The sequence below is a fragment of the Bacillus sp. 03113 genome (assembly GCF_006546985.1).
Lineage (GTDB): Bacteria > Bacillota > Bacilli > Bacillales > Cytobacillaceae > VATK01.
The window spans coordinates 62,485-87,760 of sequence record NZ_VATK01000018.1; the positions used below are offsets into that span (position 1 = coordinate 62,485).

At 35.3% G+C, this 25,276-nt stretch carries 21 protein-coding genes and 2 pseudogenes; 17 read left to right on the plus strand and 6 right to left on the minus strand.

What is annotated here, in order from left to right; all coding sequences use genetic code 11:
* Window positions 1-56 precede the first annotated feature (56 nt).
* Window positions 57-926 (plus strand): D-amino-acid transaminase, encoded by an 870-nt coding sequence (gene dat, locus FDO66_RS16565; protein WP_141433766.1) that lies wholly within the window; start codon window positions 57-59, stop codon window positions 924-926.
* A 285-nt stretch (window positions 927-1,211) separates the two neighbouring features.
* Here dat and cysK read toward each other — a convergent pair whose 3' ends face one another.
* Window positions 1,212-2,138 (minus strand): cysteine synthase A, encoded by a 927-nt coding sequence (gene cysK, locus FDO66_RS16570; RefSeq protein ID WP_141433767.1) that lies wholly within the window; start codon window positions 2,136-2,138, stop codon window positions 1,212-1,214.
* Between the two features lie 385 nt (window positions 2,139-2,523).
* Here cysK and thpR point away from each other — a divergent pair, with 385 nt between their 5' ends.
* From thpR to FDO66_RS16590, 4 genes are all read left to right on the plus strand, one after another.
* Entirely contained in the window at window positions 2,524-3,090 is a 567-nt protein-coding gene (thpR, locus tag FDO66_RS16575) for an RNA 2',3'-cyclic phosphodiesterase (protein WP_141433768.1), read from the plus strand.
* Window positions 3,091-3,130: 40 nt separating this feature from the next.
* Window positions 3,131-3,880 carry an NERD domain-containing protein gene (locus FDO66_RS16580; protein WP_141433769.1) on the plus strand — a complete coding sequence of 250 codons (750 nt, stop codon included), beginning with the start codon at window positions 3,131-3,133 and terminating at the stop codon, window positions 3,878-3,880.
* 197 nt (window positions 3,881-4,077) lie between these two features.
* Entirely contained in the window at window positions 4,078-6,228 is a 2,151-nt protein-coding gene (pulA, locus tag FDO66_RS16585) for a type I pullulanase (RefSeq protein ID WP_141433770.1), read from the plus strand.
* A gap of 249 nt (window positions 6,229-6,477) precedes the next feature.
* Entirely contained in the window at window positions 6,478-7,248 is a 771-nt protein-coding gene (locus FDO66_RS16590; protein ID WP_141433771.1) for a phosphotransferase family protein, read from the plus strand.
* Here FDO66_RS16590 and FDO66_RS16595 read toward each other — a convergent pair whose 3' ends face one another.
* Window positions 7,249-7,530, minus strand: coding sequence for a YtzH-like family protein (locus FDO66_RS16595; protein ID WP_141433772.1), 282 nt, complete (start codon window positions 7,528-7,530; stop codon window positions 7,249-7,251).
* 294 nt (window positions 7,531-7,824) lie between these two features.
* Between FDO66_RS16595 and FDO66_RS21330 the strand changes: the two genes are divergently transcribed.
* Window positions 7,825-7,947: a hypothetical protein gene (locus FDO66_RS21330; RefSeq protein WP_258535762.1), complete on the plus strand. Its 123-nt coding sequence runs from the start codon at window positions 7,825-7,827 to the stop codon at window positions 7,945-7,947.
* Complete coding sequence (trmB, locus tag FDO66_RS16600; RefSeq protein ID WP_141433773.1) at window positions 7,931-8,572, plus strand: tRNA (guanosine(46)-N7)-methyltransferase TrmB; 642 nt, start codon at window positions 7,931-7,933, stop codon at window positions 8,570-8,572. The genes FDO66_RS21330 and trmB overlap by 17 nt, the downstream gene beginning before the upstream one ends.
* A gap of 74 nt (window positions 8,573-8,646) precedes the next feature.
* On the opposite strand, the gene FDO66_RS16605 is transcribed toward trmB, so the two are convergent.
* Complete coding sequence (locus tag FDO66_RS16605) at window positions 8,647-8,964, minus strand: PepSY domain-containing protein (protein ID WP_141433774.1); 318 nt, start codon at window positions 8,962-8,964, stop codon at window positions 8,647-8,649.
* 406 nt (window positions 8,965-9,370) lie between these two features.
* Here FDO66_RS16605 and FDO66_RS16610 point away from each other — a divergent pair, with 406 nt between their 5' ends.
* A complete protein-coding gene (locus FDO66_RS16610; RefSeq protein WP_141433775.1) occupies window positions 9,371-10,444 on the plus strand; it encodes a M42 family metallopeptidase in 1,074 nt (357 codons plus the stop codon).
* A 4-nt stretch (window positions 10,445-10,448) separates the two neighbouring features.
* Here the strand turns inward: FDO66_RS16610 and FDO66_RS21575 are convergent.
* Together FDO66_RS21575 and FDO66_RS21580 are read right to left on the minus strand one after the other, a co-directional pair.
* A pseudogene (locus tag FDO66_RS21575) lies at window positions 10,449-11,174 on the minus strand (methyl-accepting chemotaxis protein); the annotation flags it as partial.
* A gap of 378 nt (window positions 11,175-11,552) precedes the next feature.
* Window positions 11,553-12,533, minus strand: a pseudogene (locus tag FDO66_RS21580) (HAMP domain-containing protein); the annotation flags it as partial.
* Between the two features lie 402 nt (window positions 12,534-12,935).
* On the opposite strand from FDO66_RS21580, the gene FDO66_RS16620 reads away from it, so the two are divergent.
* The 8 genes from FDO66_RS16620 to ytxJ all read left to right on the plus strand — a co-directional run bounded on the left by FDO66_RS16620 (window position 12,936) and on the right by ytxJ (window position 21,353).
* Window positions 12,936-13,250: a thioredoxin family protein gene (locus FDO66_RS16620; RefSeq protein WP_141433777.1), complete on the plus strand. Its 315-nt coding sequence runs from the start codon at window positions 12,936-12,938 to the stop codon at window positions 13,248-13,250.
* Window positions 13,251-13,406: 156 nt separating this feature from the next.
* Window positions 13,407-14,210, plus strand: coding sequence for a DUF1444 domain-containing protein (locus FDO66_RS16625; RefSeq protein ID WP_141433778.1), 804 nt, complete (start codon window positions 13,407-13,409; stop codon window positions 14,208-14,210).
* A gap of 148 nt (window positions 14,211-14,358) precedes the next feature.
* Window positions 14,359-16,926 (plus strand): DNA translocase FtsK, encoded by a 2,568-nt coding sequence (locus FDO66_RS16630; RefSeq protein WP_141433779.1) that lies wholly within the window; start codon window positions 14,359-14,361, stop codon window positions 16,924-16,926.
* Between the two features lie 91 nt (window positions 16,927-17,017).
* Window positions 17,018-18,115 carry a nicotinate phosphoribosyltransferase gene (locus FDO66_RS16635; protein ID WP_141433780.1) on the plus strand — a complete coding sequence of 366 codons (1,098 nt, stop codon included), beginning with the start codon at window positions 17,018-17,020 and terminating at the stop codon, window positions 18,113-18,115.
* Between the two features lie 158 nt (window positions 18,116-18,273).
* Window positions 18,274-19,572 carry a UDP-N-acetylmuramate--L-alanine ligase gene (gene murC / locus FDO66_RS16640; RefSeq protein ID WP_141433781.1) on the plus strand — a complete coding sequence of 433 codons (1,299 nt, stop codon included), beginning with the start codon at window positions 18,274-18,276 and terminating at the stop codon, window positions 19,570-19,572.
* Window positions 19,573-19,774: 202 nt separating this feature from the next.
* On the plus strand, window positions 19,775-20,254 hold the full coding sequence (locus tag FDO66_RS16645) for a DUF948 domain-containing protein (protein ID WP_141433782.1): 480 nt from the start codon (window positions 19,775-19,777) through the stop codon (window positions 20,252-20,254).
* 238 nt (window positions 20,255-20,492) lie between these two features.
* Complete coding sequence (locus FDO66_RS16650) at window positions 20,493-20,966, plus strand: YtxH domain-containing protein (protein WP_141433783.1); 474 nt, start codon at window positions 20,493-20,495, stop codon at window positions 20,964-20,966.
* Window positions 20,967-21,029: 63 nt separating this feature from the next.
* A complete protein-coding gene (ytxJ, locus tag FDO66_RS16655; RefSeq protein ID WP_181444615.1) occupies window positions 21,030-21,353 on the plus strand; it encodes a bacillithiol system redox-active protein YtxJ in 324 nt (107 codons plus the stop codon).
* Between the two features lie 310 nt (window positions 21,354-21,663).
* Here the strand turns inward: ytxJ and FDO66_RS16660 are convergent, their stop codons facing one another.
* A complete protein-coding gene (locus tag FDO66_RS16660) occupies window positions 21,664-23,820 on the minus strand; it encodes a cell division FtsA domain-containing protein (protein ID WP_141433785.1) in 2,157 nt (718 codons plus the stop codon).
* Between the two features lie 242 nt (window positions 23,821-24,062).
* Between FDO66_RS16660 and FDO66_RS16665 the strand changes: the two genes are divergently transcribed.
* Window positions 24,063-25,139: a bifunctional 3-deoxy-7-phosphoheptulonate synthase/chorismate mutase gene (locus FDO66_RS16665; RefSeq protein ID WP_141433786.1), complete on the plus strand. Its 1,077-nt coding sequence runs from the start codon at window positions 24,063-24,065 to the stop codon at window positions 25,137-25,139.
* The last annotated feature ends 137 nt before the right edge of the window (window positions 25,140-25,276 follow it).

Consider the following 25,276-nt stretch of genomic DNA (forward strand, 5'->3'; position numbering starts at 1 on the left):
CTAGTAGAAGGTAAATAAGATTTTTGGTGAAGTGGATTAATAAGGAGTGAATGACGATGAAATTTGCCATTATGAATGGGGAAATGATCCCTCGCTCAGAAGCAAAGATTGATATAGAAGATCGAGGTTATCAATTCGGGGACGGGGTGTACGAGGTTATTCGCGTATACAACGGCGTGCTGTTTACCGGCAAGGAGCATTTAAAAAGACTTTTAGAAAGTTGTAAAAAAATAGAGATTCATTTGGAATATACCATTGAAGAGCTGATTTCATTGCTAGAAAGATTAGTAGCAAAGAATCAATTATCTTTAGGAACGATATATTTACAAATTACAAGAGGAATTTCTCCAAGAAGCCATGCATTTCCTCTTGAAAGTCCAAGACCAACATTTATTGCCTATACTAATGAATTTGATAGACCTTTGGAACAAATGAAGTCCGGCACAAATGCAATCGTTTGTGAGGATATTCGCTGGCTGCGTTGTGATATAAAAAGCTTAAATCTGCTTGGGAATATTCTTGCTAAGCAAAAGGCAAAAGAAGCAAAATGCTATGAGGCTATTCAGTATAGGGAGAAAATCGTAACTGAGGGCAGCTCTTCGAATATTTGGATGGTAAAGGATGGGGTAGTCAAAACACACCCAGCTAATCATTTCATTTTGAATGGGATCACAAGACAGAAAATTATTCAAGTTTGTCAAATTAACAACATTTCCATAAAAGAAGTTTCTTTCACTTTAGATGAATTAAAAGAAGCAGATGAAGTATTTATGTCAAGCACAACCTCAGAGGTAATGCCGCTGGTAGAAATAGGTGGAGTAAAGGTGCGAGATGGAAAATGCGGGCCAATTACCTTTCAATTGCAACAGCTATTTGAAAAAGAAATTATAAAGGAATGTGGGGCTTTATATGCTAGGCTTCTTTAACAGATAATTAGAAATAATAAGGGTGATCGATTCGGTCACCCTTATTCAATATACTTATGTGCGTATCGAGATTCAGAGCTGATCAAGTCGCTTTCAACGTACAGGAAGTACTAGTGCCGATTTTGTCACAGGACGTGGCGTTCTTAATCGGCCGCTTTTCTTATTTGTCTAGCTCCAGCGACTAGCCCTTGTGAAAAATAACCCTTTGTCTCTAAAAGCAAAAAACGCTTTTGGAGCCAAAAGAACATTTTTCTTCAGGGCTGATCAAGTCGCTTTCGCTTTTCTTTATACAAATAGGTCACTTGATAAATACCTTTCGCCAGTGTCGCATACAATAAATACAACAACATCATTTGGTTGTAATTGTTTGGCGACCTGAACGGCGGCAAAACAAGCTGCTCCTGAGGATGGACCAACTAAGATTCCTTCTTCTTTTGCAAGTCGCCTTGTGTATTTATAAGCTTCTTCATCCGTAATTAAATGAATTTCATCATACACTTGTTGATTTAATATTTCTGGAATAAATCCTGGACTTGTACCAACTAGCTTGTGTTTTCCAGGTTGCCCTCCAGATAATACAGGGGATCCTGCTGGTTCAACCACATGAACTTTTATATGAGGATCATATTTTTTTAAAGCTTCTCCTGTTCCTGTTATGGTACCCCCTGTTCCAGCTGTAGCTACAAAAGCAGTAAGGGAACGGTTTAATGTCTTCATACCATCGATAATTTCTTGTGCCGTCGTAAATCGATGTACATCGGGATTGGCTGGGTTATTAAATTGCATAGGAATAAAGCTATTGGGAATTTCTTTTGCTAGTTCCTGTGCTTTTTTTATGGCACCTGGCATTTTATCATCCCCAGGAGTTAAAACTACCTTAGCACCATAAGCTTTTAAAAGGTTGATTCTCTCTTGAGTCATCGTATCAGGCATGACAAGGATTGCCTGATAACCTCTTGCAGCTGCATTCATAGCCAGGCCAATTCCAGTATTGCCGCTAGTAGGCTCAATAATCGTTGCATTCCTTTTTAGCATTCCTGATTTTTCAGCTTCGATGATCATATGAAAGGCAGCTCGATCTTTTACACTTTTGCTTGGATTAAAAAATTCCAACTTTGCATAAATAGAAGCTCCATTTTCTGGAGCAATTCGATTTATCTTAACAAGAGGAGTATTTCCAATTAATTCAGAGATATTATTAACAGTGGTCATCACATTGTTTCCTTCCTTTAATGAGGATGTAAATAAAAGCGTTTTATTTTAGGTAATGTCTGTTTTAAATGAACATTTTTCTTCAGGGCTGATCAAGTCGCTTCCGACGTACAGGATGTACAAGTGTCGATATTGCCCCAGAAGGTGGCGTCCTTAATCGGCCGCTTTTCATATTGTCTAGCTTCAACGACTAACTGCTCGGATCATAAGCCACAATACTCCAAAAATCAGGATTTTCTGCGTATTACGTCTTATGTCTGTCGCGGCTAATCAAGTCGTTTCCACTTTTCTTTATCTTATCTAAGTTGATTGGGTTCAATCAACTATAAGGTTAGGGGAAAATTTGCTAAAATAAAGATGGGGTTATCATTGAAAGGGTGTTTAGATGGAAAAGCATGCTCATTATTTCGTAGCCATTAAACTATCAGATCAAGTAAAGGCTTCCTTGAAGGAAGAATGTGTGCATTTAAAGTCAGTTCTCCCATTTAAGCGATGGGTAGATGAGAGAGACCTTCATATCACACTTGCTTTTTTAGGAGCTGATCCCGATCAAAGGCTGAATTTATTGAAACAACTTTTAGAAAAAGTCATTATTAATCATCACTCTTATCAATTAGAGATAGAACAACTAGGCATATTCGGAAAACATGAAGCCCCTCGTATTTTTTATGCGGATGTAAAAAAAGAAAATAAATTATTTGAATTACAGAGAAAGGTTTTTTCTGTATGTATCGAAGCTGGATTTGAATTGGAAACAAGACCTTTCACACCGCACATTACTTTGGCAAGAAAATGGGATGGCAATTTTCCTTTTCAATTATCCTCTGCCAATAATTTATTTCGAAACGAACCAATTTCTTTTTTCGTAAAAGAAGTTGTTTTATATAAAACTCATATGGATCGAAAGCCTAAATATGAGGAGCTTTTTATCTTTTCTCTGTTGAATGAATAAACTATAAGGACATGAACAAATAACAAGGCAGGACTAATCAATGGCACAAATCATTAAACTAATGGATTATGTTTCTCGATATGAGCACAATATTTTGCTGTATCCATCCCGATTTATACGATCAAAAAAGAAGCGATGGGGAGAGGTCCTGAGCGAATGGGACTCGAGAAATGAAATAGAAGATTTGAAAAGGCAATTTCTTGATCACATATACCTTTTGCAATTAAAGTGGGCAAGTTCAACTATCAATAAAAAATCTTTTCTTGATCATCAATTGTATAAGGATGAGCGCTTAAAGTATATCCTTCAAAGATTTCCTGACACGTATCTTGTACTATATCACCCGATTTTTTTAATAAAAAAAGCACCAGTAGAAGGGGAAATGATCTTAATTACCCCAACGGAAGTATGTTGTATTACGTTTCTTGAGGAAGAGGATTCAGCTGTTTATGTCGGATCCACTGAGCGTTTTTGGGTTAAAAAGCATCAAAAAAAAGTACAAAAAACATTGAATCCCATTTTAGCTGTTGATCGAACAGAAAAGATCATAAAAAATATATTTAGTTTTTATGATATTGACTTACCTATTCATAAAATAATATTAACGCGTAATGGCTATATGGATTATCCATTAGCGCCAATTGACCTTGTGATCATTGACAAAAGAAATTATGACCAATGGTTTCAAGAAATGAGGAATGCTCGGGCTCCATTGAAGCATATTCAATTGAAAGCAGCGCAAGCGTTGCTTCGAAATTGCCAGTCTACTAGTATTAGAAGGGTTGAATAAATGAATTCGTATTGAAAAAATTCTTGCGTTTCAAAATAGAATAATGGTTTATGATATGAAACCGTTGTCCATAATGGATGATAAAATCAAGCTCTTATTTTAATCTTAACTTACATGTAATGTTTAAGTGTTTACCCTTTTGAAAAAGAACCTTTGTCCCTTACGCTTTTCTTAAAAAAAAGAGGAGTTGAGTTCGAATGATCGCTGTTGACCGTGATTATTATGCTTATTTAGACGAAATGAAGCTCATTACGATCTTGCTCCCACATTCTTATCATGATGGAGTCTCATCTACATTTACTTTCATTTATGGAAATGAAAGAACTTTGTTAAAGATCATAAGTCAAATATATTTAGCGGATTCTGTCAAATATATTTGCCGGATTGATAAGGATATTACAATGGGAGATAACTATTGGATTGAAGACGAACATGGTGGAAAGACAGATTTACAAATGGGTGCTGTTATCAGAACAGAAGAATTTGATCAAAAATATTATTATGATGGTCCGTTAGGTGTATTATTCAATAGACATGAAACAACATTTAAATTATGGGCTCCAACTGCTTCTCAAGTAAAGCTCAAGCTTGAATCTCCTGATCATTCTGTTACCGAAACGATAGAAATGGTTCGCGAGGATAAAGGAGTTTGGACTGTAACCGTTTTTGAAAATCTAGATTCATATCGATATTCTTATCTTGTATGTGTCAATTTAGAATGGAAGGAAGCGGTTGATCCATATGCTGTTTCCGTCACTGCTAACGGTTTATGTGGTGTGGTTATAGATTTAGAAAAAACAAAACAAAGAAAGCCTGAACTGCCTCCTTTTAATAATGCTGTGGATGCCATTATTTATGAAACAAATATAAGGGATTTTACGATTTATCCCTATAGTGGTGTTTTTCATAAAGGCAGCTATCTTGGTGCAGCAGAGCTTCATACATTAGGAAAAAATGGGAAGCCTACTGCTCTGTCTTATGTGAAAGAATTAGGTATTACTCATATAGAATTTCTTCCGTTGCACGATTTTGAGGGCGTAGATGAGTTTGATAAAACTCTTTATTATAATTGGGGGTACAATCCGATTCATTTTAATTCTCCTGAAGGTAGCTATGCGACGGATCCAACAGACCCTTATGTTCGAATTAATGAATTGAAGACATTAATAACAACTATTCATTCGATTGGAATTCGTGTCATCTTGGACGTTGTTTATAATCATGTATATGTCAGAGAAACGTCATCCTTTGAGAAAATTGTTCCTGGGTATTTTTTCCGTCATGATCATCATGGCATACCTTCGAATGGTACAGGAGTTGGCAATGATTTTGCTTCCGAACGATTAATGGCAAGAAAATTCATTGTGGATTCTGTTAAATTTTGGCTTCAAGAATACCAAGTAGACGGCTTTCGCTTTGATTTAATGGGCATTTTAGATGTTGATACAATGAATAGTGTTCGAAAAATGATAGACACTATTGATCCAAGTGTTTTGGTAATAGGAGAAGGATGGGATTTACCAACACCAATCCCATATCATAAAAAGGCTATCATTGCGAACCAAAATAAGCTGCCAAACATCAGCCACTTCAATGATCAGTTTAGAGATTCAATTAAAGGCAGCACCTTTCAAATAGGAGCTAAAGGCTATGCATTAGGAAATACCTTTTATTATGATGCGGCTAAAGATCTTTTATCAGGAAGCATTGGTCTTGCAAGAGGAGGGTCAGGTATTTTTATAGAGCCCAATCAAACAGTTAACTATGTGGAATGTCATGATAATCATACACTTTGGGATAAGCTTTCCATTAGTTCACCAAATGATTCTGAAGAAAAGAGAGAAAAACAGCATCGATTGGCAACGGTCATGGTGCTTCTATCACAAGGAATTCCTTTTTTGCATAGCGGACAAGAATTTTTCAGGACAAAGGAAGGAGTTGGAAACAGCTATAGCTCTCCTGACTGGATAAATCAGCTTGATTGGGATCGAAAGGATCATTATATAGAAAATGTTGAATATATTAAAGGTTGTATTGCGATTCGCCAATCTTCTCAGGCGTTTAGATTAGCAACAGCAGATCTAATTAGAGAACATTTTCAATTTCTTGAAGTGGATAGACCGATTATAGGTTATCAATTAAAGGAAGTTAAGCAGTTTGGAAAATGGAAGAACATTCTTGTATACTTTAATCCAATCGAGCAAGAGTGTACAATTAAGCTTCCTAAAGGGATTTGGATGGTACTTGCTAATCATGAGAAAGCTCAAATAACTCCTTTTGCTGCCATGAAAGAAACGCTGACTTTGCAGCCTATCAGTACGAATGTATTGGTCAGTCATTCAAACTAGAATGCAGTAAATAAAGAGTTCGTATTTTTCATTAGAGATACACTTGACGAAGAAAGCTAATTGAGGATAAAATTTAGTAGATGGCTATTGTGTGAATCAATGCTCAGATAGCTGTCTTTTTTTATTTTTTAGGAACCGACGATGATAGATTGTGATGAATGATGATATGACATTAGAGGCAAGTATTACCTGCCTATTCATTTTGAATCCATTATTTTTTAAAGCTAAATATATAGTAGGTGAACAATTTTGGAACATTTATTTGGGCAAGATTGGGAGATCGTGCCCGCAGGCGGCGCTACTGGAGAAGCCTATTTTGCAAAGCATAAAGAACAAAGTCTTTTTTTAAAGCGGAACACTTCTCCTTTTTTAGCTGTACTATCAGCTGAAGGGATCGTCCCAAAGCTTGTTTGGACAAAAAGACTTGAAAATGGAGATGTATTTACAGCACAGCAGTGGATGAATGGAAGAGAGCTTAAACCATCTGAAATGAATTATGATATGGTGGCAAAGCTTTTAAAAAAAATCCACGAATCTAAGCCGTTGCTTAATATGCTCAAAAGACTAGGAAAAAAACCGCTACAGCCTGAAAATTTCCTGCAAAAACTTCAAAATCAATTAGATGATGAACTCACGAAATTGGATGTGATTGCACATTCTATCGAATATTTAAGAAATGAGCAACATAATATTCGTTGTGAAGAAAAAGTGGTATGCCATTGTGATGTCAATCATAACAACTGGCTGCTTTCGGAAAGCAACCAATTGTATTTGATCGATTGGGACGGAGCAAAAATTGCAGATCCTGCCTTTGATCTTGGTCTTTTGTTGTATTGGTATATACCAAAGGATAAATGGAAGCAATGGACGAGTCTTTATAAAATTGAATTAACCGATCATTTACTTTTGAGAATGAAATGGTATGTGACTGCACAAACACTTGATTCTATTCAATGGTATAAATCTAAGCAAAGATTTGATGAAATGAACAAATGGATTCACTATTTACACGAAATCTGATCACAATGAAAACTGATCAATATCGTTGACCCATTTTGAAAGATCTTCTTGATGAGATTCAATATGTTGATTTAAATTTGCTGAGTTGATGCCGTGTTGACTATATTGATAAATATCTTCAAATAATGTTTGCCCATTTGAATCCATATTTGTTTTTACCATTAGTGACTTAATTAATCGTTCTAATTGTTCACATTCAGATACTGTACCGCAACAATCTGCTTTGTGGTTGTTTAAGATATCCTTTAATAAATTCATTTGATCCTGTTGACTAATTGGCATATTCTCCCTCCTTTCTGATTCCACTTTTAAGAAAGGCTTTAAAAAGAATTCATTCTTAGGTTATGAATTCTTTTTTAATTTATACGTTGGGATTGAATATCAAAAATTTTGTTTATAGTATTTTCTTTATAGGATAAGATAGTTTTCGGAACTCCGACCGGTGTCTAGCTCTAGCGCCTAGCCGCTCGGATCATAAGCCACAATACTCCAGAAATCAGGATTTCCTGCGTATTGCGTCTTATGTCTTTCGCGGCTGATCAAGGCGCTTCCGACGTACAGGATGTACTAGTGCCGATGTTGCCACAGGACGTGGCGTCTTTAAACGGCCGCTTTTCTTTACTTGCGGTGGCTTTAGAAGAATGGTATGGTTTGAACGAAAAGATATTTGAGGAGTGTCAGCATGAGATTAAGAAATAAACCTTGGGCAAAGGATAAAATTGAACAATACCCCCAGTATATTGTCCCAAACCCGGAGATGTATAAAGAAAGCTGGAAGGATGCTTTTGAACTGAACCAGCCTCTTCATATTGAAATAGGAACCGGAAAAGGTCGTTTTATTACAGAAATGGCAAGAGCCAATCCTCATATTAATTATTTAGGGATTGAATTGTATGAAAGTGTGATTGTCTCAGCTCTTGACAGACTCATTGAGGCTGAATTGCCAAATGTAAAACTTCTAAATGTAAATGCAAACAATCTGCATACTTATTTTTCAAAAAATGATGTCGATCGAGTTTATTTGAATTTTTCGGATCCTTGGCCAAAGATTCGTCATGAAAAAAGAAGATTGACGTATAAAAGCTTTTTAAAGCTTTATGAGGAAATCTTAGTTGATAAAGGAGAAATTCATTTTAAAACTGACAATCAAGGATTATTTGAATTCTCATTAAAAAGTTTTTCTGAATATGGCTTACTATTGACTTTTCTAAGCTTAGATTTACACAAAAGTGACTTTGAGGGCAATATTATGACCGAATATGAAGAAAAATTTTCAAATAAAGGTAATCGTATTTATCGTTGTGAAGTGAAATATCAGTCATGACAATAAAAATCGTTTCTTAGATATCGTCAGTGGAGGAGGCATTTTTATTTGCTTCCTCATACTGATATTGATATTCAACTTGTAATATGTATCTTTTCCAAAATTTCACCGTTTTGTGCATTAGCAATAAATTCGTATTGCTGAATGACACCATTTGCTGTTTTGGAAATGCCGCCTTTATACACTTCATATTGCACATCATTTTTCTCAAAAAACTCTTTTTTCATATGTATCCATGATCCACTGATGGCTCCATCTCGTTTAAATGCTTCTTTTACAAGCTCAAGTGCTTTATCCGAAGAAATCCCGTTTTGATCAATTATGTATTTCTTTGCTAAATATCCACCTATCACTCCAGCTGTAACCCCTAATAAAAATGATTTACTTTTCAATTCTTCCACCACCTTATTTCAAAGTAAAGTATAAATTTTTTGAACTTCGACCAGTGTCTAGCTTCAGCACCTAGCCCTTGTGAAAAATATCCTCATGCCTCTAAAAGTAAAAAACACTTTTTGAGTCATGAGAACATTTTCTTCAGAGCTGATCAAGGCGCTTGCGTTTTTCTTATAAATCGATTATTTGTTTTAGTTTATCATATCTATTTAAAATAAGGGAGAAAATGAAGAAGTAACCCTTTTCTATAAAGAGATAAACGCTGGTAATAGCTAGAAACTTTCTGTACAATCGAATTATACATAAGTGTTGCCGTGTTTTTAAGACGTCATTAGAAGGAGAAAGTTGATGTCTATTTTATATGAGAGATTGTTTATACTTTGAAACAAAAAGGAGAAGGGAAAAATGAATGAACAAACCTTGCAGATGTTCAAATCGTTGACAGAGCTTCCAGGGGCTTCAGGTAATGAGTATTTTATTCGAAATTTTATGCGAGAGCAGCTTAGTTTGTATGCGGACGAAATCATTCAGGATCGTCTAGGAAGTATATTTGGAGTCAAAAAAGGGACAGAAAATGGACCAACCATTATGGTCGCAGGACATATGGATGAAGTAGGGTTTATGGTGACTTCAATAACAGAAAATGGAATGATCCGTTTTCAAACTCTTGGTGGCTGGTGGAGTCAAGTATTACTAGCACAGAGAGTACAAATTATTACTAACAAGGGACCTATCATAGGAGTGATTGGATCAATCCCGCCACATTTGTTAGATGAAGCAAAGAGAAGCAAACCGATGGACATTAAAAATATGTTAATAGATATTGGCGCTGATAATAAAGAAGACGTACAAAATATCGGCATTAAGCCTGGTCAACAGATCGTTCCTATTTGCCCATTTACACCAATGGCAAATCCTAAAAAGATTTTAGCAAAGGCATGGGACAACCGTTATGGCTGTGGACTCGCGATTGAGCTGCTTGAAAAATTAAAGGATGATAAGCTGCCAAACATCTTGTATTCCGGTGCAACTGTTCAAGAAGAAGTAGGATTAAGAGGGGCACAAACGGCAGCAAACTTAATAAGACCAGATCTCTTTTTTGCATTAGATGCAAGTCCAGCTAATGATATGTCTGGTGATAAAAAGGAATTTGGACAATTAGGAAAAGGCGTTTTACTAAGAATTTTAGATCGTTCAATGGTAACACATAGAGGAATGAGGGAATTTGTGTTAGATACTGCTGAAGAAAACAATATTCCTTATCAATATTTTGTTTCTCAAGGCGGGACAGACGCGGGCCGTGTCCATCTTTCTAATGAAGGAGTTCCAAGTGCTGTTATTGGTATTTGTTCTCGTTATATTCATACACATGCTTCAATCGTTCATGTGGATGACTATGCAGCTGCAAAGGAATTGTTAATTAAATTAGTAAAATCATGTGATCAAACGACAGTTAATACGATACGTGAGAATAGTTAATCTTTCATAATGAATAAAAAATGACAGGCATCCAAATATGATGTCTGTCATTTTTATTATTTATTAATAGACTTTTTTTATCTTTTTTTTTATCTTTTTTTAGGAAGGGGATGATTTGTTTTTTATTTTTCAATGGTTTCTTATTTTCTTTTTGTTTTTCTTTTTGTCGTATATTAAATTGATTTACCTCATCAAAAAGTTCGGTAGCTATTTGGCTGAGATTAGTCGCGGCTTCACTTACTTTTGAAATCGCTTCTAATTGAATCTCGCTAGAAGCTGTTACTTCTTCAGATGTTGAAACTGTCAGCTGTGATACTAAGTGAATCTTTTCCATTTTATTAATGAGTTGCAGGTTAGAGCTTTCCACTTGCAGCACAGATGCCTCAATTGAATTAATTTTTTCATTTATTCCAGAAATGTTGTTAACAATATTTTCAAATGCGGATCTTGTTTGCGTTACTGCCTGTCCCTGCCGAAGCTTGTATTCATTAAATTTCATGATTTCTAATTTAAGCTGCTCCATTTTCAAATTCATAGAAGAGACAAGTGTATGTATTTGCTGAGCTTCCTCTTTAGAGCGTTCAGCTAATTTTTTTACCTCAGATGCGACAACAGAAAAGCCTTTTCCGCTTTCACCTGCTCTTGCTGCTTCTATCGCAGCATTTAATGCGAGTAGATTCGTATTCTCTGCAATTGTTTGAATGGTGTTAACAATAGAAAAGATATTTGTTGTTTGCTTCGTTGCTTCCTCTACTTTTGTCGTTACATGATTGGCGAGGGTTAGAAATTGATCAGATATTAATTGCAGATCGTGAATTGTATCAAGACCTGCAATTCCTTCTTTTTCCGCAAGATTTGCCTCTGTTAGTATTTCTTTGCTGAGATGATTTGTATTTTTGATTGCAGCAGCAACGCTTTGAATATTTTTTTGACTTTCTTCTAATTGCCAAGATTGTTCAGTCGCTTCTACTGCTACCTGCTTGATAGCTTGATCGACTTCTGTTGCTTGGGCGGTTGTTTCTTCAGAGATGGCAGCTAAATGCTGAGAGGCTGATTGAAGCTGATCGCCCGAGTTCAAAATATGTAAAAAAGAATTTTGAACCTTATCCGCCATTTGATTAAATGTTTGTCCTAAAAGACCCATTTCATCTTTTGAAATGATAGGAATTCGGTAGGCAAAATCACCATTCCCAATTTGTTCAGCTCCATCTTTAAGTAAGGTAATTGACTTTGATATTCTTTTTAAAAGGAGATAACCAATCACGGTGACCATGAGAATAATGAATACACTTAATGAAAAAATGATAATTGATAAAGTAATGTCTTGTTTTTGCAAATTATTAGATAGTTTGTTTTGCTGATTTAAAATTTCTTTTTCTACATCTGTTATAACAAGTTCAATTGAATTAGCTAATGAATCGAATTTTTTAACATATTCCTCAGTTTGCTGGTAAGATGAATGAATTTCAGCCAGAATACTCTGATATTTTTCCAATTCTACCTTTAACGATTCCTTTGAATTAGAATTGATAGAAGGATTTCCATTTACTTCTTCAAAAAAAGAATGGCTGGCTGCAATAAACTGAATATAGGTTTGTCCATCCTTAGTGGCCATGTATTGTTTTTCATATAACCTCATTAAGAGGAATTTCTGATCAATACTAGGGTCATTTAATACTTTCATTGTGGAGGTAAGCTCTTTTGCTGTACTCTCTAAATCACCTTTTAAACCTTCAAAACTACCAAAGCCTATTTTTTCATACATATCGCTTAATGTTTTGAATTCTTCTGAGTAAGATGACGAAATTTGTTGAATACGATTAAACTGGTTTTTGTTACTATTTTTTTGAACCTTTTTAATATCAGTTTGAATTTCTGAAATATGTTCCAAAACTAACCCATAGCTCGCATAGTCTGGGTTCCTTAGGAATGCTTGTTCATATTTTCTTGTAAGTGCCATTAAGTACTTGATATCTTTGCTTGTATTGACAACGGTTAGCAAAGCAGTTTTCTTTTCTTCATTTTTTTTCTGTAGTGTATCGATAGCAAAAGAAAGGGAAAGCATTAAAAGAAAACCGGTAATGACCATCCCTAAAATGAAAAAAAGCTTTGATCGAATTGATTTCACAAAACCACCTCTATCACTGATATTAAATTCAAAATATTAAATTTATTATAAAATTTTATATGAGATAGTACAATAGTATTAGATTTAATTAAAAAGTATACTAGATCAAATAGATTAATAATAGGTATTTTTACTTAATTATGTAAAAAACATGTTTATATCCATCTTAAATAATGACTAAAATCAATTGCTTGTTGCATTTGAGTAGACTTACATGAAGTAGCTTGCTATCATCTGAAGTATAGGTAAAGGTCAATAAACGTATGGAACTGTAAAATCCAAATGCTTGTAAAATGATTTATACTATAATGATGTCGAAATAAATCAAAAAGTATAATGAAAGAACTTAATGGGGGTTATAATATGAAAAAACTTGAATCCATCGAACAATTTTCACAATTAAAAGAAAGCGGGAAACACATCTTTTTGTTCTCAGCGAATTGGTGCCCAGATTGCCGATTTATCGATCCGTTTTTACCCGAAGTTGAATCGAAATTTCAGGAATATACATTTATTTATGTTGATAGAGATGAATTCATCGATCTGTGTGTTGAATTAGATATATTTGGAATTCCTAGCTTTATTGCCTATGAAAATGGACAGGAAACTGGAAGGTTCGTAAGTAAGGATCGCAAAACACAAGAGGAAATTGAGAATTTTGTTAGCCAATTAGCCTAATCATTCAAAGCATTCCCTCATCTCTAGTTGGATGAGGGTGTTTTATTTTTTAAAATTGAACGATCTAACCAGTTTTTTAATTTTTTATAAAGTCAATGAAAAATGGACAGCATTTCTTTTTTAGTGAGTCAGGAATAGAAAAAGGAGAGAATTTTCATGAAAATGACGAGTAGGAAAATGAAGGATGAACTTGAAAAACGCTTAATAAACGCTTCAAGAACATCCTACTATGATCGTGATAAGGATACCTATCGTATAGAGAATAAAGAATCAGGAAAAGGAATAACGATCTCACTTCCCGATATTGTGGCTAAATGGGAGATTCATAAAGAAAAAGCAATAGAGGAAGTGGTTTACTATACGGAAGAGGGCCTTCAAGCAATGGAAGGTGCTTTAATACTAGAAGGAAAAGAGAAAAATATCTTTCCAGTTATTCGATCGACCTCTTTTCCAAAGGAATCAAGTGAAGGTATTCCTTTTTTATTTGATGAACATACAGCAGAAACAAGGGTTTATTATGCATTTGATTTAGGTTCAACCTATCGTATAATTGATGAACAATTAATGCAAAAAGAACAGTGGGATGCAAAACGAATAAAGGAAATTGCTTTATTTAATGTGCGATCGTTGTCAACCGATATGAAAACCGATTCAGTTGCTGGAAATATATTTTATTTTCTAAATAAAAATGATGGATATGATGCAAGCAGAATATTAAATGAAGTGTTTTTAAAGCAAATGGAGAAAAAGATAAAGGGGACAATGGCAGTTGCCGTTCCACATCAGGATGTATTAATTATTGCTGATGTTCAAAATGATACAGGCTATGATATTCTTGCACAAATGAATATGAGCTTTTTTGCAAGCGGCAGAGTTCCGATTACAGCCTTATCTTTTCTGTATGAAAATGGGGAATTTGAGCCAATTTTTATTTTAGGAAAAAATAAAAAACGAAACTAAATTTTAGGACGATACAAAGGATTAGCAGTTATGGCTTACTTTTGTATAGTCCTATTTTGTTATTTTTCAAAAGCATTCGATTTTACCTCGAATTTTTTATATTTATTGATAAAATAGAGGGACAGAAAGATAGAAAGAGTGATAAATAATGCATTGGTTAAAAAAAATACGTGAATTTTTTATTCAGGATGTGGAGCCTTTAGATGAAATAGAGCAAGAAAATCGACAGCGTGAAGACCGCTTTTTTTATTCTCAAGAAAAAAAAGAAGCAAGTGAAAGAGTCAGAGATATTGATGCGAGGGTCGTATATCAATATCCGAAAGGGAATTTCCGCTTTCCTTTAATACCAGATGAATTAAAGTCCGATGATAAGCAAGAAAAAAGATTTTCTAGAAAAAAAGATTTTTCATCCCGAACTGAATCTGCGAATGAGTTTCGTGATACAAGCGAGCAAATGAGACAACAAAATGATCGACGAAAACAAGATAATATGACGAAAAAACCTTTTCGACCAACTGAAATACCTTCTCCTATTTATGGTTTTGATCAACGGCCAAAAAATTCAGTTTACATTGAACATGAATTGTCAAGTTTCGATGATATCTCGAATAGTGGAGTCTTCCCTATGCAAGAAGCGGAGGATTTCATCGACATTAGCTTGGAAATAAGTGATAATGATCAGCTGATCTTTGAACATGAGAGCAGGGATCATGGGCATGGGGAAAAGGAAGGCTCATTACTATCTCCATTTATTTCACAAGAGGACAATCTTCCTGCATATCCGTTAGTCGAGGATACGGAGCAAAACTTACTAGCGGTTGAACCAGTAGAAAAAAGTAGAGATGTTGAAGAAGGAATAAAAGATCATCCTTTAGATCAGCCATATGAAAGTAGCGATCGCCCTGAGGTGAATGAAAATGAAATGGCCGTTAATAAAGAACAGCCTTCAAATCCTGTTGAAAGGAAAAAATCCGGTCTTCCATTTAATGTACTTATGCTTAGTCAGGATAGACGAAGGCTGGAGCAAAAAAGAAAACAGTCAGAGGCTGATCAAAAAAGGAATGACTTAAGAGAAGCTCAACTTGAACAAACGGATCTAAGAGAAAGGTTAGACGCATCAGAAAATCAGGTGAAAAGCACGGAACAAAAATCAAAAGTAGAATTTGAAACAAAGGATCATTCTATTGAAAAGTGGGAGCAGGACCAGTCTGATAATTCATTTGAAAATATAGAAAGCTCTAATAAAAAACAAATTGAAAACAGTATGGATGCACAAAATAGCAGTTTACCATATTATGTTTTCCCGAGCAGAGACCTGTTAGTCCCTCCAATACAGGAAATTGAAAATGATGATTGGCTATGTAAGCAAGAAAATCTATTGAATGAAACATTAAAAAACTTTAATGTAAGAGCAAAAGTAGTGAATGTTACACAAGGTCCTTCAGTTACGAGATTTGAAGTACAACCTGAGCCAGGGGTGAAGGTAAATAAAATTACGAATCTAACAGATGATATAAAACTGAGTCTAGCTGCTCGAGACATTAGAATGGAAGCGCCAATTCCAGGAAAACACACGATAGGGATTGAGGTGCCTAATTATAATAGCAGGCCTGTTTTTCTAAGCGAAATTATTTATAGTTCGGAATTTATCAACCATTCCTCACCTCTCACTGTCGCTCTAGGGCTAGATATTGCTGGAAAGCCAATTGTAACGGACTTGCGAAAAATGCCGCATGGTCTCATTGCAGGTGCTACAGGATCGGGGAAAAGTGTTTGCATTAATACAATGCTCGTTAGCTTGCTTTACAAGGCTAATCCAGATGAGCTGAAGCTATTATTAATTGATCCAAAAATGGTAGAGCTTGCTCCATATAATCATATTGCGCATTTAGTGAGCCCAGTCATTACAGATGTTAAAGCTGCAACTGCCGCCTTGAAATGGGCAGTAGAAGAGATGGAGCGACGTTATGAGCTTTTTGTTCATGCAGGAGTAAGAGATATTTCGCGCTTTAATGAACTTGCAGAGAAGCATAAACAATTCTCAGATAAGCTCCCATACATCGTCATTATCATCGATGAGCTAGCTGATTTAATGATGATGTCACCTGCTGATGTGGAAGAAGCTATTTGTCGTATAGCTCAAAAAGCAAGAGCTTGTGGAATCCATTTAATCATTGCTACACAACGGCCTTCTGTGGATGTCATTACTGGTTTAATAAAAGCAAATGTTCCAACAAGGATCGCCTTTTCTGTATCTTCACAAATTGATTCTCGAACGATTATTGACATAAGCGGAGCAGAGAAGCTGTTAGGAAAAGGAGATATGTTATTTTTAGAAAACGGTGCTTCTAAGCCTACACGTTTGCAAGGAACTTTTGTTTCTGACGCTGAGATTGACGATGTAGTATCACATGTGCGAAAAGAAAAAAAACCAGAGTATTTATTTGAACAGGAAGAATTAATAAAAAAGGCACAAGTAAATGAAGATGAGGATGAATTATTTTATGAAGCATGTGAATATATCATAGATCAAAATGGTGCGTCAACATCAAGCCTACAAAGAAAATTTAAAATTGGCTATAACAGAGCTGCAAGATTAATTGAAATGATGGAAGATCAGGGCTTTATTTCTGAAGCACGTGGGAGTAAGCCAAGAGAAGTCTTAATTACGGAAAGTGAACTAGAATCTATTCAAGACACTAGTACAATCATTTAATAAGTGTTATTCTGAATGTGCATCTTTGAATAGATTAGTGTTGATCAATGAATAAGTCGATACTTTTGATTAGGTTAAGAGGAGCTTAAGGATGAAGGAAATTGAATTAAAATTACAAGGGAAAATTAAAAGACTTTCGAATCATACGTTTAAATTTGATGAACGCGTGAGAGATGGGTGGTTCTCAGCTGTTTACTTTTTAAAGACAAAGGAAATTGTAGAGAAATTTCATAAAGATAAAATTGTTACTATGCAGTTCTTTCAGAAAAATCACGCTGTCCTTTGTGGAACAGATGAAGTGATCGCGTTAATCAAAACATTTGCGGATAATCCAGAGGAATTAGAGATTTATTCTTTAAAGGATGGGGATGAAATATCCCCTTTTGAAACAGTCTTGACCATTTCGGGACGGTATCAGGACTTTGGGTATTTAGAAGGGATTATTGATGGTATTTTGGCAAGAAGAACATCCGTTGCAACAAATGTTTATAACGTGGTTAAAGCGGCTGATATTGCTGGAAAGCAAAAGCAAGTCATTTTTATGGGAGATCGAGATGATCATTATACTACCCAAGCTGGAGACGGCTATGCAGCCTATATTGGCGGAGCAACAGCACAAGCCACTCATGCGATGAATGAATGGTGGGGAAAAAGTGGTATGGGAACGATGCCCCATGCTCTTATACAGCTTTTTGAGGGAGACATAGTTGCAGCAACAAAGGCATATCATGAAACCTATCCAAATGATGAGATTATAGCATTAGTTGACTATAATAATGATGCGATCACTGATAGCTTAAAGGTTGCAAGAGTATTTGGGAGCGAGTTAAAAGGCGTAAGAGTAGACACATCAAGAACGCTTATTGACCAATATTTCCTAAGAAATCAAGATCTTTTAGGCACCTTTGACCCTAGAGGTGTAAATGCAGAGTTAATTTTCGCTTTACGTAAAGCACTAGATGATGAAGGTTATCATCATGTGAAAATAGTTGTCAGCGGTGGATTTAACGAATCAAGAATTCTTGAATTCGAAGAACAAGGTGTACCAGTAGATACATATGGAGTTGGAAATAGCCTTCTAAAGATTAACATTGGCTTTACAGGAGATAATGTATTAATAAATGGAAAGCATTCTGCAAAAGCGGGTCGCCGTTATCGACCAAACCCTCGACTTGAGCGAGTTGAATGATTCCGACTGATCGTATTGTATAACGGTTTTAACGTGCCATAGTTTTTAATTTCAAATGATGATATAATGGATTAATGTGTTTAGATTCGAGGATAAACAAATATTAGCTAAATGTCATATACTGTGTTATAGACAGACGATGGTTGGAGGTTCTTTATATGACTATTTACCATTTCGTAGGTATTAAGGGGTCAGGAATGAGTGCTTTGGCGCTTATTCTACATGATATGAACTATCAAGTACAAGGCTCCGATGTTGAAAAACATTTTTTTACTCAAGACGCTCTTGAGAAAGCAGGAATAAAGATTTTACCTTTTCAGAAGGAAAATATAAACCCCGGCTTAACTATTATTGCAGGAAATGCATTTCCTGATACACATGAGGAAATACAAGAAGCAATGAAATTAGGATTACCTATTATTCGATATCATCGTTTTCTAGGTGACTTTATGAGGAAGTTTACAAGTGTTGCAGTCACTGGTGCACATGGAAAAACTTCTACAACTGGATTGCTTTCTCACGTTATGCAAGGAGCAAAGCCAACTTCTTTTCTGATTGGAGACGGAACAGGAAAAGGGGTTCCAAACTCTGAGTATTTTGTGTTTGAAGCATGTGAATATCGTAGACATTTTCTATCTTATTTTCCTGACTATGCTATTATGACGAATATTGACTTTGATCATCCTGATTATTATGCCAATGTTGAGGATGTTTTTTCAGCGTTTCAAGAAATCGCTTTACAGGTTAATAAAGGCATTATTGCTTGTGGGGATGACGAGCATTTACAAAAGATTCAGGCAAAGGTTCCTGTTCTTTTTTACGGCTTTGGAGATGAAAATGATTTCCAGGCAAGAAATGTAGTGAAGTCAACAGAAGGTACAACTTTTGATGTATTTGTCAGAAATACGTTCTACTCTACGTTTTCGATTCCTTCCTTTGGAGACCATAATATTTTAAATGCTTTATCTGTTATTGCATTATGCCATTATGAAGAAATTGATTCAGAAATTGTTAAAGCACAGCTACTGACGTTTGAAGGTGTGAAACGAAGATTTTCTGAAAAACACATTGGTTCACAGGTTGTTATAGATGATTATGCTCATCATCCTACTGAAATAAAAGCAACGATTGAAGCAGCAAGACAAAAATATCCGGATCGTGAAATTGTCTCTGTCTTTCAGCCGCATACTTTTACGAGAACACAAATGTTTCTTCAACAATTTGCAGATAGCTTAAATCAATCAGATAAAGTATATTTATGTGATATTTTTGGCTCAGCTCGTGAAAATCACGGGAAGCTATCCATCGAAGATTTGCAAGAAAAGGTACCAGGAGCAGATCTAATTAAAGAAGAGAATACTTCCTCCCTGAAAAAACATGAAAATAGTGTCATTATTTTTATGGGTGCAGGAGACATTCAAAAATTTCAAGACGCTTACGAAAAAACAATATTATAAACAAATAAGAGCAGACGAATAATTTCATCTGCTCTTTTTGTACCTACTATGGAATAGAACTAAAAGCTTGTTTAGGAATTTATTAAGTGGTAAGCTTTTTTAAAGTCAAAGTATTAATCATCGTTTTTTTCATTTCTTTTGATTGGTTTAACTGCCGAAAATTTGGGTAAAAGAGATGTAGATTGTGGAGGTGTAGATTCACTTGATTATTATTTTATATTTAAGTGTAGCAGTAATTGCGATTGCGTTTTTCATCTTGGTCCTTTATCTATCAAAAACGCTTAAATCATTACATGTTACCTTAAATCAGGTATCAAACACACTTTCAGGCTTGGAAAAACAGCTTGAAGGAGTCACAAAAGAAACAACTGAACTACTACATAAAACAAATGCACTGGCAACTGATATTCAAAAAAAATCAGAGAGCTTAAATAGTGTAGTAGATGCAGTTAAAGATGTAGGAGACTCTGTAAAAAAATTTAATGGCTCGGTCAAAAACATGGCAAGCTCAGTTACTGATCAAGTAGATAAAAATAAAGATAAAATATCTCAGGTTTTACAATGGACCAACGTCTTTTTAGAAATTAAAAATAAATGGAAAGAAAAGAAGTCACAAACAATTCCGATTTCACAACAAGAAGAAGAATCAGTCAAGCCAAAAAGACGAAGAGCAACTTATTAAAAGGCTGTTTTCTCAAAGTTTGTTGCTTTTGACATTAAAAACATTGAGAGAAACGTTTTGAAGCAGCCTGCATACACGTAGACTCCTGTGGGAATGCGAGAAAGGCGAGACCCCGCAGGAGCGTATGCGACGAGGAGGCTTGACGCTCGCCCACGGAAAGCGAAGTGTATGCAGGCTGTGCGTTTAAAAGCAACAATCTATTGAAAACAGCCTATTAAAATGAAGGTGGGGGATGGAAATGGCAACTAACGAAAGAAATATTGAGAATATTGATCAAGAAGAACAGATTAATACAAAGGATTTTTTAATTGGAGCGTTAGTTGGAGGAATTGTTGGTGCTACTGCAGCACTACTATTAGCACCTAAATCTGGCAAGGAATTACTGAATGATATAAATGTACAAGCTTCCTCGATAAAGGAAAAAGGGGACAATATTCGAAAAGTTGTGAAGTTAAGAGGGGTAGAGTTGGCAACAACAGCAAAAGATAAAACAGAGAATATAAGCCAAGCTGTTGTAGAGCAATCTTCACACTTATTAAATAAAGTGAAAAAAATTAAGTCAGATATTCTTAGTGAATCTGAACTAGCTGTAAGTGAACCAATTGAAGATGAAGAGGATTTCATTTCATTAAACAATCAAGAAGAAATAAAGCAAAAGCTGGACGAAACAAAAAAAGTTTTAGATGAAGCAGAGAGTAAATATCATTATTAATAAATAAAATCACCATTAGTAATTGAATATAAGTACTGAAAGCTTTAGAGGAAGGAAATAACAATGAAAAAAATTGAAACAATCGAACAATTTGAAGAAATAGTAGAAAAGAATAGTCCTGTTTTTATCTTAAAGCATAGCTTAACATGCCCGATTAGTCAGGCTGCTTATGATGAATATGAAAAATTCTCACTTGAAAACGAAACAATTGCAACGTATTTTATTGCTATACAAGAAGCTAGACCGCTATCAAATTATATTGCAGAAAAGTATCATATTAAGCATGAATCTCCTCAAGCAATATTATTTTCTGACGAACAACCTGTTTGGAATGATTCTCATCGCCAAATTACAGATGTTTCCTTGACGAAAGCGTTACAATTTTAATATTGAAGTCATGATAAATCAAATAAAGAATGCTTTCTAGCTTCAAAACACTACACTTTCCAATCTTAAAAAAGCAGCCGATTCATTCTGAAGTGACAATGTTCTCTCTAGATATATGTCACTTCAGAATGAATCGGCTTTTGTTCTAATATCAGAATTTATATCTGAAGTTAGATTACTGTCTAGCTCCCATGTACAGGACGTACTAGTGCCGATGTTGCCACAGGAAGTGGCGTACTTAATCGGCTAGCACCCTATTGACGTAAAGTAGTTGAGCATATGTCAACGATAGGCAGGTCTTTGGGGTTTTTTATACCGTTTTAGATATAGGCCAAATAATGCTTAATTGATCTCCTGGATAAATAGGGCTGTGAAAGCTAGTTTCTTTCCCATTTCTTAATAATACAAAATGTCCATTTGTGTGAGTAGGCAGATCTATTTGGGCATATTGAAACAGATCTTGAAAAATAAATGGCTCTATTTTCTTTTTTTCAAGATGGATGGAATCTCCTTGATAAAGGATATCTTCCTCAGTGAGAACCACATCATCTCTTTTTATTTGAGCAATCGTTTTAGATAACGTTAATTTCTTATTATTAAATGTAACAGTAATAGCATAAGAAAGAACCCACTGTTTTAATACTGCTAATTCCTTTACTGTTGGAAGTTTATATCCTTGAATTGATATTTTATCTAGATGTTCGAAAGAGCTATTGGCTTTTACTTCTCTTCCATTTTTATATATTTTTCCGGAAAATGGAGGCAGGACAGTGTCGATTTCATTTAATTTGATTTTAAAAGGTGTCAATGCTGAAATGCATTCATGTAATTGTAAATGCAGAAGCAATTCATCTATTTTTTCAATAACAGTACATTCTATTTGATCTCGGTCTTCGATCCATTTCTCAGGAGACACAGATAACCCGTTACAAGTAATGTTCGCTTGTATTTGATAAGACTTTCCATTGATTACGATGTCTTTTAGTGGGATTTCATCAACCAAATCTTTTATTTTGACATTTGTTTTTATCCCGTCTTTCCCTTTGCTTATATAGATTCGATCCCCATTTTCTACTTGCTCATCAAACGAGCAGCTTTCCCCATTTCTTAAAATCGTTGGAGTACCTCCATACTCTCCTGGTATTGTGACACTTTGACCGTTTAGCATAACAATCATAGCCATCCCAGGTTTCCCGTAAAGTCTTGATACCTTAATACCGGTTGCTAATACACAATCTCCAATTGTAAGCTTATTCACTTCAAACAATCGTACAGGCTGCTCATTAACGTAAATGGTTTTATATTGAACCGGAGACCGTTCAGCAGCGATGGCAATTCCAATCGGTGTAACAAGTTCAGGTCCTTGCATACTTTGTTCATCATAGTCTAAAGAGGGGATTGCACTAATTCCTCTAATAGCCACGCGATTAGCAGGTAAATGTAATTTTTCAGCCACTTTTTCTGGTAAGAGCGGAGTTAAGCTTCCACCACCAACAAGCATAACAGCTTTTGGAGATATTTGATTATTCAATTGAAGAATTTCATGGCATATTGCGTCAGCTAATCGATTTATCGAAGGAGAAATTTGTGAAAGTATTTCCTCTTTTGATAGCTCTGACGTTAGACCTAGTATATCTGTAACGATTATATTATTTAATGAATAAAGTTGTCTTTTTGCTTGTTCAGCATCCGGGAAATCCAAGAGTAATTGATCGCTTATTGCTTCCGTAATTTCATCTCCAGCGATCGGCACCATTCCATACGCTACAACAGTACCTAAGTTTGTAATAGCAATATCTGAGGTCCCTGCGCCGATATCAACTAATGCTATATTTAATCTTCTCATGGAAGCGGGAATGAGGACATTGATGGCAGCAATAGGTTCAAGCGTTAATGCTTGCATGTCAAGCTGAGCAAGATGCAATGCTGAGATTAAAGATTCAACTACTACCTTTGGCAAGAATGTAGCAATTATTTCTACAGATGCCTCTTCTCCTTGCTGTTCAGTTAAATTTCCGATTTCTTCTCCATCTAAATGGTAATAAAGAACAGAATATCCAACGCAATAATACGTATAGCTTTCTAGTTGGTTTTCGTCAGCAACTAAAGCCTGTGCTTGCTGTACAGCACTAAGCTCCAAATGGAGGATATCCTGCTTCTGCATCGCAGGTTTTCCTTGAATAGGGATTGCAACCTTTGCCCTTTTCGTTTTTAGAGCTCTTCCTGCAGCAGCCACACATACTTTGGACAGAGGGCCATGTTTTATTTCTAATGCTCCCTTAATTTTATTAATAATTTTGGAAACAGCAATAATATCATGAATCTGTCCATCTAACATTGCTCTTTCAGTATGTTCATAAGATAAAACATCAACAACTTTTAACTGGTCATTTGACTTATCTAGAATAATGCCAACAACAGATCGAGTTCCTATATCAAGTGCAAAAAGTTTATTTTCTGTGTTCAAATGGATGCACCTTCTTTACGATTCAATTTATTTTATGCTTTAACGCTTAAAAGCGTTTAATTAATAAAGAAAACACGTGACATTCATAAATATTTGATTTATAATAAACCCAGATTCTAAAGAAAATGTATCATATATTGAAGAGTCGATAAAGAAGAATGGTAAATATTAAGCGTAAGAGCAAAGCTTTTTGAATTTAAATAAATCTTCATTCGACATATTTGAAGGGATGGATAGCTAAAATGGCTAACACAGAATTAGATCAACTACGTAATCGAGTTGATGAGCTTAATCTAGAGTTGCTTTCATTGATTAACGAGAGAGCTCGCCTTGTTCAAGAAATCGGGCAAGCAAAAGAAACACAAGGTGTATTTCGTTATGATCCAGTTCGTGAACGATCAATGCTTGATCTTATTAAAGAAAAAAATGATGGTCCATTTGAAAATTCAACGATCGAACATATTTTTAAAGAAATCTTTAAAGCGGGTCTAGATCTTCAAAAGGATGATCATAGCAAGGCATTACTTGTTTCTCGTAAGAAAAAAGCTGAAGATACAATTGTTGATTTAAAAGGTGTAAAAATCGGTACAGGAACGCCTCACTTTGTTTTTGGCCCATGTTCAGTTGAATCGTACGAGCAGGTTGCAGCTGTAGCAGCAGCGGTTAAAGCAAAAGGTTTGAAGCTATTGCGTGGAGGGGCTTTTAAGCCACGTACTTCTCCTTACGATTTCCAAGGACTTGGAGTGGAAGGGCTTAAAATTTTAAAACGTGTTGCAGATGAATATGATTTAGCGGTTATTAGTGAAATTGTCAGCCCTAATGATATTGAAATAGCACTTGACTATATTGATGTCATTCAAATTGGGGCACGTAACATGCAAAACTTTGAATTATTAAAAGCAGCAGGAGCGGTAAATAAGCCAATTCTTTTAAAACGAGGACTAGCTGCTACGATTGAAGAATTTATTAATGCTGCAGAATATATTATGTCTCAAGGGAATGGCCAAATCATGCTTTGTGAGCGTGGAATCCGTACTTATGAGCGTGCAACAAGAAATACTTTAGATATTTCAGCAGTTCCAATTCTTAAAAAAGAAACTCATTTACCAGTATTTGTTGATGTTACTCATTCAACCGGTAGAAGAGATTTATTATTACCAACTGCAAAAGCAGCTTTAGCGATTGGTGCAGATGGAGTAATGGCAGAAGTTCATCCTGACCCAGCAGTTGCCTTATCAGATTCAGCTCAGCAAATGGACTTAAATCAATTTGATGAGTTTTACAAAGCAATCCAAGAAACACCTTTTGTTAAAGCATAAATAATAATATTAAGCTTTCTGCTAAATTGCAGGAGGCTTTATTTTTATTATAATAGGCTCTGTTAAACGATAATGTTGATTTTGGAAGGAAATTTGCGAGACTCCTGCGGAAAAACGGGCTGGAAAGACCCCGCAGT